Consider the following 6940-nt stretch of genomic DNA (forward strand, 5'->3'; position numbering starts at 1 on the left):
CCCCTTGCGCGGCCCTCACAACATCTGGCGGCTGATCCGGACCGGCGCCACCTTCCAGCGAACCGGCGCTATGGGTGTCGTGCTGGAAGCGTTCAACGCGCCGCCGGCGGTCCGGATCGTGTCGCGCACCGTCGGCTGGACCTTTGCCTGGATGGGGCGCAAGGGCGACCCAACGCTGCCGCCGCTTCTGCGGGCGCTGCAGGCGATGGGGCCGGCCTATGTGAAGCTCGGGCAGATCCTGTCTACCCGGCCCGATGTGGTCGGCGATGACCTGTCGCTCCAGCTGAAGATCCTGCAGGATCGGATGCCCCCGTTCCCGCGTGCCGTGGCGGTTGCGTCGATCGAACGTGAACTGGGGGTCAAGGTCGATGAGGTCTTCTTGGAGTTCTCCGAACCCATCGCGGCCGCCTCCATTGCCCAGGTCCATCGCGCCCGCGTTGCGGAGACGGGCGAGGAGGTCGCGGTCAAGGTTCTGCGCCCGGGCATCGAGCAGGCGTTTCGCCGGGATTTCGACGCCTTCTACCTGGCAGCCTGGATCATCGAGACCCTTTCCCCCTCGTCCCGACGCCTGCATCCTCGCGCGGTGATCGAACATTTCGAAGGATCCGTGCGCGGCGAGTTGGATCTCCGTCTCGAATCCGCTTCGGCGTCGGAGTTCGAAGCGAGCACCCGGGGGGACGCCGGGTTCCGTGTGCCGCGGATGCACTGGGAACTCTCCGACCGCCGGATCATGACGCTTGACTGGGCAGAGGGTCTGTCCGCGAACGATATGGACGGGATCATTGCGGCCGGCCATGACCGCAAGGCGCTTGGCGAGCGGATCCTGTCCTTGTTCTTGCGCCATGCGTTGCGCGATGGCTTCTTTCACGCCGACATGCACCAGGGGAACCTGAAGATCGCGCCGAATGGCGACGTCATCGCGCTCGACTTCGGGATCATGGGGCGCCTCGACGCCTACACCCGGCGGGTCTATGCCGAGATCATCTTCGGCTTCATCAAGAAGGATTACCGGCGCGTCGCGGAGGTGCATTTCGAGGCGGGCTACGTTCCAGCGGACCGAGACATTGATGAATTCGCGAGCGCCTTGAGGGTCGTCGGCGAGCCGATTTTCGGCATGTCGGCTGGCGACATCTCAATGGGGCGGGTGCTGTCGTACCTGTTTGAGGTGACCGAACGCTTCGGCATGGAAACGCGAATCGAGCTGATCCACCTCCAACGGACCATGGTTGTCGTCGAAGGCGTGTCGCGCACGCTCTATCCGCAGATCAATATGTGGGATGTCGCGCAGCCCGTGGTCGAGGATTACATCAAGGACAGCATCGGACCAAAGGCGTTCCTGCGCGATCTGAGTCGGACGGCAATCGTTCTGTCGCGTTTCACGCCGCGTCTGCCGCAATTGGCCGAGGACGCGCTGGCCCGGCAATCCGCGCCGCCTCCCCCCGAAGAGAAGCGATCTCACCCGGCGCGCAGCTTTGCCTGGTTTGCCGCAGGGGCTGGGGTGGCCGTGCTGTCCGGCTGGATCCAATCCTTGCTCTGACCTCATCTTCCGGCCGCACTCAGTACGGAACGCGGATCGCCGTGACCAGTGACGAGGCGACCTCCGTGCCACCGGACAGGACGAGGGAGACCGACCTGCCGTCGGTCCTGGCCTCCACGACCTCGGCGTAGATTTCCGCATCGCTCCGCGCCATCAGCGTGTCGTTTGCATCGTAGCTTTCAACCTGGAACGAGTAGCTGCCCCAGCCCACGGTCGCGCCCCTGCTGTCGATTCCGGACCACTCCACCGGCGTGCCGTCGAGCAAAATCGAGAACCGGTTTCTTTCCAGCCCGTAGGCATCGCGGATCACCAGTTCCGCATGGTCGGCGCCATTCGCCGGCGACGGCGCGACGGTGATCGGAGAGCCTTCGAAAAAGGCGTCGGCTTCAACCCGTACCGTCTGCCCAACCCACTCTCCCATGCGTGCCATGTCCTCGGAGGTGGATTGCTCGAGCATCGCGGAGAGCAGATCGTTGGTCCTGACCTGCTGTTCAACGCCAGAGAACGTAGCGAGTTGCACCGCGTAATCGTTCGAATCGAGAGGGTTGAGCGGATCCTGATTCTGGAGCTGAACCGTCAGCATTTTCAGAAACGTTTCGAAATCCGAGGAAACCGCGCTCGTCAGGTTGCCCGAAGAATTCGTGCTCGTAGTGGAGGTCGTTGCGGTTGTACTTGAGGAAACTGCGTCCATTGGGCCCTCATAATCTCAGATCCAAGCCGTCCGACGCCTGATTTCGGCGCCCGCGATGGTCGGTTGCATGGGGAGTATCGATCTGACTGACGGTTTCGCCGTCCGGAACGCTGTGTCCGCTCATGGAGCTATCCGAGCCCTGGAAATTCTCCGATCTGGACGAGTCGACATCGACGGATGCGGGCTCCAATCCCTGGGCTCTCAATTCGCGAATCAGATCATTAAGGTGACGGCGGATCAAATCCACAGTCTCAGGTCGCTCCGCCTGGATCGAAACGGAGAGGCCGGTTTCATGGGAGTTGAAGGATATCTTCACGCGACCAAGTTCTTCGGGAGCCAGCTGGATATCCAGCGTGCCGTCGGACGTGCCACGGGACGCTTCCGCAATCTGAACGGCGGTGCTTTGACCAGCGATGCTGGCCGATGCCGCACTGCCGCTCGAAGCGTTGAAGGCGGCCGTCGTCTGTACTGCAAATCGCGGACCAGTTCCTTCCACTCCAGGTGCGAGGTCTCGAACGATCAGGTCCTTCCATGGGGCCTCTGCTTCAGCTTTCGTAGCCGTCTCATTGTTCAGAGAAGGTGCTTCGGTCTCTTGATACGCCTTGAGGGCTGGTGCGGCCCAGCTGATGGTCGCGACAGTTGTCGGCCGGGTCGCTGGATCGATCGGATCTCGGTTTGCCTTGTCAACGCCGCGGAACGTGGCGGAAGTGTCCGCCATGTCAGCGGCAACAACGCTCTCGCGCTCCATCATGGATGGTTCGGTCTTGAAGGTCGGTTGCCGAGAGACGGCGATGGTCTGCTCTCGTAGGGCTGTCTCTTCAAACGGCTGATTGAAGCGCCCGGCAATTTGCGGGTTCGAGGCAAGGGCGTCCAGATTGTCGTGACTTGCTCGGTCGGCCCGGAGGCTGGAAACGTCAAGGTCCCCGGAAAAGCCGGGCAACGTGGAGGTCCGGCGGATGCTGGTGAATGAATAAAGGCGATCGCCGACGTCGTCAGTCGAGAGCAGGGCTGCTCCCTCAGAACCAAGCGCGTCGAGGATATGTTTCGCCGGTGAGTCGGTTTGTCGGCCAAATTCGTGGAGCGACGTGTAGACTCCGGGCTGAGCTGGTAACCGACCGGCGGTCAGGACTTCAGGCGAGACGGCCGTCAAGCCGGGCTGTGCCAACTCGGGGTTTTTCCTTGACGCTGCGGCCGATGGAAATTGCCCACTTGAGACGTTTGTAGACACGGACCTTTGAACATCGTCCATGTCGGAACTATTGACCTGATCGACCCTCGGACCGGCGATGGCATTGATACCCGCTTCAGACGTCCGCGAGGCTTCGACGGGTGGTCTTGCCTGGGCGGAGTGTGGCGCCCCGGTCTCTTCTCCCTGCGCTGATCCGGTTGGGACCGTTGCAGATGCGCTGGCGTCCGCGATTATACCCAAAGGGCTTGCGTGTGGCGGAAAGCCAGGCGGGGCAGATTTCATTGTCAGTGCGTCCGACATCAGGTTTTTGGAACTGATCGACGCATTTTCCACTGCTATCGATGGGCCAGAGTCGCCGAGGGCGTCGAGCCGCCGGGTCGCGCCTTGCTGGTTCCCCTCGGCAATGTGGTTTCGGGGGCTATCCATTTCCCTGGTCGCGCCCGGTGTACGAAGCGGCATGGCCAGCCGCTCCAAGCCCTGCGAAGCAACCGCCTCCACCATTTCAGGTCTGTCTGATCCAAGGGTTTCCGACATCGTTTCACGGCCATTCGATTGATTGGGAGCGACGGCGCTTGCGATGAGACCTTCCGGTGTTTCCAGGTGGTTCCACCTACGACTTGAACGCTGTTCCGGGATCACGCAGTCATCACCAGGTGCTTCGAAAGATGCTGCATTCGTTGATGCTTCAGCGACCAATTCCGAAAGGTTAAGGACACCGTCTTTCGAGCCGATTTCCGGCGCCAGAATGATCTGCGCTCGCAGCGAGGACAGAAACCGGAAATCCGATTGCGCGACTCCCGCATTTGATACTTCGGCCACCGGCCCGGTCGATTGCCCTTTCGACACGCTCTCCAAATCTGCCTCGGTCGCTGCCAGAGGACGAGCCAAAGATGTGGTGCTGACTTTGGCAATGCCAAAGTGCAGGGTATCGCCCGGCAGAGAACCCAGCCCCTCGACAATCGAGGTAACACGATCTCTTTGTCTGCCTGCTGGCGCAGTCGCGCCGGCCAATTGAGGCACAGGATCGTGAGGGTTTTCGGAGAGCTGCTCAACATGCGCAGAGTTCACTTCACTTGTCGGAGTTCTGACCACAGTGGCGTGAGTGCCGTCCGTTGCCTGACCGGCACGATGAACCTCTGTCGTCGGGACATCCAGTCGATGGAGATGCAGTGCGAAGGTTTGGCCGGCCGGTCCGGGGACGGCAGTCTCGCCACTCGGGAGCGTCTTTCCCGGTGTTCCGGCGAGTCGAACGTGCGAAGGATGGAGGACGTTTTGCATTGCGATCCCGGGCTACTTCTCTCTCGGGACAATGCATGTCTTGGGTTACCGATCCTTTACTCGCCTCGAAGTAACTCATGAATACCGAACCACTTCGAAGTGAGCCCCAGATGGAAATGCAGAAAATTTTAGACACTTCCCAGGTCACGCACCGAGCTTTGCCGTCGGTCGACTCGGACAACTCGGATCTAAGAAGGGTCGCCCGTGATCTTGAGTCGTCCTTCCTTTCGGAAATGCTTGGTCATGCAGGCCTGGGCGAGACGTCGGGTACGTTTGGAGGAGGGATTGGAGAGGAGCAATTCTCCAGTTTCCTTCGCGACGTCCAGGCCCAGGAGATAGCCGCCCATGGCGGTATCGGATTGGCCGAAGCTATTTTCGACGCTCTGAAGGAGTCGGCTGATGTCGGATGATGTGGTTGCACGGCTGCGAAATCACCTGCGCGATGAGCGCGACGCGTTACTGCAAGGGCGTCTGTCGGAGATGGGTGAGTTGACGACCCGCCGTGCGAATCTGGCGAAAGTCCTGCAGCAAATCGAAGTCGGAGATCGGGAGGCTTTGGCGGACCTGAGACGCGAGGCGCGGCGCAATCACGAGCTTCTTGAGGCCGCGCTTGCGGGGGTCGCAGCCGCCCGCAAGCGTCTTGAGGACGTCCGTCAGGCCGCAAACAGGCTCGAAACCTACACACATGGTGGAGAGCGAAGGAACCTGATCGGTGGCAACGTGAATGTCGAGCGGCGCGCGTGATGCGTCGACTTGTAGCTAAATGCTGCGCAGGGCGAGTTCCCGCTTTAGCACTCTCTTAGGGACCTTCAGCCAAACCTTCATCCGCACTTCCGAAGAGGTGGCGTGAACGATCAATCGACCGTTCGCAGGGCAGAGAAGGCCATTTGAGCCGCCGGGCAATTCCGGCGGTCGGGTTCCCGGCGTGAAGCGCCGTTTCGAAAGGATACATGGAATATGACCAGCATTCTTACCAACACCAGCTCGATGGTCGCCCTGCAGACCCTGAAAGGTATCAACAGCAATCTCAATCAGGTGCAGTCCGAGATTTCCACCGGCAAGTCTGTGGCGTCCGCAAAGGACAACTCCGCGATCTGGGCAATCTCCAAGGTAATGGAGTCCGACGTGCTTGGTTTCCAAGCCATTTCCGACAGTCTGTCGCTGGGTGAGTCGACCGTCGCAGTGGCCCGCCAGGCATCGGAGACGGTGACCGACCTCCTGACGCAGATGAAGGAAAAGATCGTCGCCGCCCGGGAAGACAACGTCGATCGCACCAAGATCCAGACCGATATCGATGCGCTGAAGGATCAGATCGATTCTGTCGTCAGCGCGGCCCAGTTCAACGGTCTGAACCTGGTGGACGGCAGTACGGCAAGCGCCGATATCCTCGCCTCTCTGGACCGGGATGCCTCCGGTGGGGTGACGTCGTCGTCGATTAACGTCACGGCACAGAACCTTTCTACCGGCGGTTACACTGCAAAAGCGGCATTCACCGCTTCCGACGGCGTCTCGACCAACGCGGATACCTTCGCCACCACGCTCGCCCAAGGGTCGACAACTGCCGAGACTGTTGAAATCGCGGACATAACCTATGCGGCCGGCGACAAGATCTCCATTTCGATCGGAGACCAGACGGTGTCCCACACCGTGACGGCTGACGAGGTCGCTGCCTCCAAGACCCATGACTTGATCGCAGCCTCGCTGAAATCCAAGATCGACGGGCTCGGGATTGTCGGTTTGAAGGTCGACTTCACGGCCGACGATGGTACCAATGATGCACAGCTCGATATTTCGTCCGAAGCTGCTGCCTATTCTGCCGGTCCGCCGGAAGTATTCGCGACGCTCGCCGACCTGACCATTTCTGGTCAATTCACCAACGCCGGTTCCGGTGGGCTAGGCGCGCTTTCCACGATTGACGTGTCGGACGCCACCGGCGCAGTAAATGCGCTTGGAACCATCGAGACCCTGATTCAGGCCGGCATCGACGCAGCGGCCGCTTTCGGTTCGGTGGAAGGGCGCATCGAGACTCAAGCCTCCTTCATCAGCAACCTCACGGATTCCCTGAAATCCGGCATCGGCTCGATGGTCGACGCAGACATGGAGGAAGCCTCGGCCAAGCTGCAAGCGCTGCAGGTTCAACAGCAACTCGGGATCCAGTCGCTGTCGATCGCGAACCAGTCGCTGGGGAGCCTGATCTGACTGGTCCGGTTTGATTGTTAGTGCATGACCCGCCTTGGTTCCATCT

6 protein-coding genes are annotated in these 6940 nt (G+C 60.7%); 4 read left to right on the forward strand and 2 right to left on the reverse strand.

Annotated features, from left to right (window positions below; genetic code table 11):
* Nucleotides 1-4: 4 nt before the first annotated feature.
* Entirely contained in the window at nucleotides 5-1537 is a 1533-nt protein-coding gene (ubiB, locus tag ACFQ2S_RS10320) for a 2-polyprenylphenol 6-hydroxylase (protein WP_386074381.1), read from the forward strand.
* Nucleotides 1538-1556: 19 nt separating this feature from the next.
* On the opposite strand, the gene ACFQ2S_RS10325 is transcribed toward ubiB, so the two are convergent.
* Nucleotides 1557-2228, reverse strand: a complete 672-nt coding sequence (locus tag ACFQ2S_RS10325; RefSeq protein ID WP_386074382.1) for a flagellar hook capping FlgD N-terminal domain-containing protein — start codon at nucleotides 2226-2228, stop codon at nucleotides 1557-1559.
* Nucleotides 2229-2235: 7 nt separating this feature from the next.
* Complete coding sequence (locus ACFQ2S_RS10330) at nucleotides 2236-4695, reverse strand: flagellar hook-length control protein FliK (protein ID WP_386074383.1); 2460 nt, start codon at nucleotides 4693-4695, stop codon at nucleotides 2236-2238.
* Nucleotides 4696-4811: 116 nt separating this feature from the next.
* Between ACFQ2S_RS10330 and ACFQ2S_RS10335 the strand changes: the two genes are divergently transcribed.
* The 3 genes from ACFQ2S_RS10335 to ACFQ2S_RS10345 all read left to right on the forward strand — a co-directional run bounded on the left by ACFQ2S_RS10335 (nucleotide 4812) and on the right by ACFQ2S_RS10345 (nucleotide 6894).
* Nucleotides 4812-5105, forward strand: coding sequence for a rod-binding protein (locus ACFQ2S_RS10335; protein ID WP_386074388.1), 294 nt, complete (start codon nucleotides 4812-4814; stop codon nucleotides 5103-5105).
* On the forward strand, nucleotides 5095-5439 hold the full coding sequence (locus ACFQ2S_RS10340) for a hypothetical protein (protein WP_386074384.1): 345 nt from the start codon (nucleotides 5095-5097) through the stop codon (nucleotides 5437-5439). Before ACFQ2S_RS10335 ends, ACFQ2S_RS10340 begins: the two co-directional genes overlap by 11 nt.
* A gap of 213 nt (nucleotides 5440-5652) precedes the next feature.
* The gene (locus ACFQ2S_RS10345; protein ID WP_386074385.1) at nucleotides 5653-6894 is read left to right on the forward strand and encodes a flagellin N-terminal helical domain-containing protein; all 1242 of its coding nucleotides are present in this window, start codon (nucleotides 5653-5655) and stop codon (nucleotides 6892-6894) included.
* The last annotated feature ends 46 nt before the right edge of the window (nucleotides 6895-6940 follow it).

The organism is Tropicimonas aquimaris (genome assembly GCF_042676185.1).
Lineage (GTDB): Bacteria > Pseudomonadota > Alphaproteobacteria > Rhodobacterales > Rhodobacteraceae > Tropicimonas > Tropicimonas aquimaris.

Coding starts and splice junctions, on each gene's coding strand:
- ACFQ2S_RS10325 (WP_386074382.1), bottom strand. CDS start 2,228: ATGGACGCAGTTTCCTCAAGTACAACCGCAACGACCTCCACTACGAGC.
- ACFQ2S_RS10340 (WP_386074384.1), top strand. CDS start 5,095: ATGTCGGATGATGTGGTTGCACGGCTGCGAAATCACCTGCGCGATGAG.
- ACFQ2S_RS10345 (WP_386074385.1), top strand. CDS start 5,653: ATGACCAGCATTCTTACCAACACCAGCTCGATGGTCGCCCTGCAGACC.
- ACFQ2S_RS10335 (WP_386074388.1), top strand. CDS start 4,812: ATGCAGAAAATTTTAGACACTTCCCAGGTCACGCACCGAGCTTTGCCG.
- ACFQ2S_RS10330 (WP_386074383.1), bottom strand. CDS start 4,695: ATGCAAAACGTCCTCCATCCTTCGCACGTTCGACTCGCCGGAACACCG.